2 protein-coding genes are annotated in these 942 nt (G+C 33.2%); both read right to left on the bottom strand.

Translation table 11 applies throughout. The annotated features are described in order from the left end of the window. The coding region (locus EII23_RS12060) for an NAD(P)/FAD-dependent oxidoreductase (RefSeq protein ID WP_148091272.1) at positions 1–832 on the bottom strand (832 nt) is incomplete at its 3' end. Then, positions 833–925, bottom strand: a complete 93-nt coding sequence (locus EII23_RS13225) for a hypothetical protein (protein ID WP_260424717.1) — start codon at positions 923–925, stop codon at positions 833–835. Between the last annotated feature and the right edge of the window lie 17 nt (positions 926–942).

The following is a 942-nucleotide window of genomic DNA, read 5'->3' as shown; positions in this document are numbered from 1 at the left end:
ATATAATATAATCTGCATATATTTCCTCATTACTTTTTATTGTTATCCCTGTCACCTTATTTTGACTATTATAATTGATACGTTTTACGGGGGTGTTAAAATGTATGCCCACACCTAATTTTCTCGCTAATTGTTCCATCGCTTTCGCTAACTTATGAATGCCACCATCTACGTACCACAAACCTTCTTCATGTTGCATTTGAGGTAATAAACTCAATACAGCCGGAGCATCATAAGATGAGGAACCTACATATTTTATGAAATAACCTAGCATTTCTCTTAAATATGGGTTATCCACCCTTTTATTAATGGCTTGTTGCATTGTATGAAAATAATCAAATTGCTTTAAAGCTGAAAACGGACCATGATAATGAATAATTGCAAACATCGTATCTAATCCCTTACCAAAGTAGCTTTTTTCAGCAACTTGATGTATCTTTTGTGCGTAACTAAAAAACGAAGAAAGTTGCTCTATATCTTTGTTTGTTAACGATTCATTATTTGTTAACATATCTTCCATGGATTCATATAAATCTAAAGTTTGGCCATCTGGATAAACGTTTCTAATCTGTAAACTTAACTTACGAATGCTAACATAATCTTCTAGTCTTTCATCACATCGTTGAAATAGGCGTTGAAATACTTTAGGCATGGTTAAAATTGATGGACCGAGATCAAATCCATAGTCATCTACGTCTAACCTATTTACCTTTCCACCGATATGCTTATTTTGTTCATATAAATCCACTTGATAGCCTGCTTGAGCCATACAAATTGCGCTAGCAATCCCTCCCAAGCCACCCCCTATAACAACCACTTTCTTATTTTCCATTTAATCACCTTTTCTTTTTTGTAATTTATTATAAATACGTATTAACTTAGGGCGATTATAGCGCTGAACAATCATACAAGGCACATTAGCTATAATGACATATATAAAAT

It is taken from the genome of Desulfovibrio sp. OH1186_COT-070, from assembly GCF_003860215.1.
Lineage (GTDB): Bacteria > Desulfobacterota > Desulfovibrionia > Desulfovibrionales > Desulfovibrionaceae > Desulfovibrio.
This window is presented reverse-complemented; position numbering and strand designations above follow the sequence as displayed.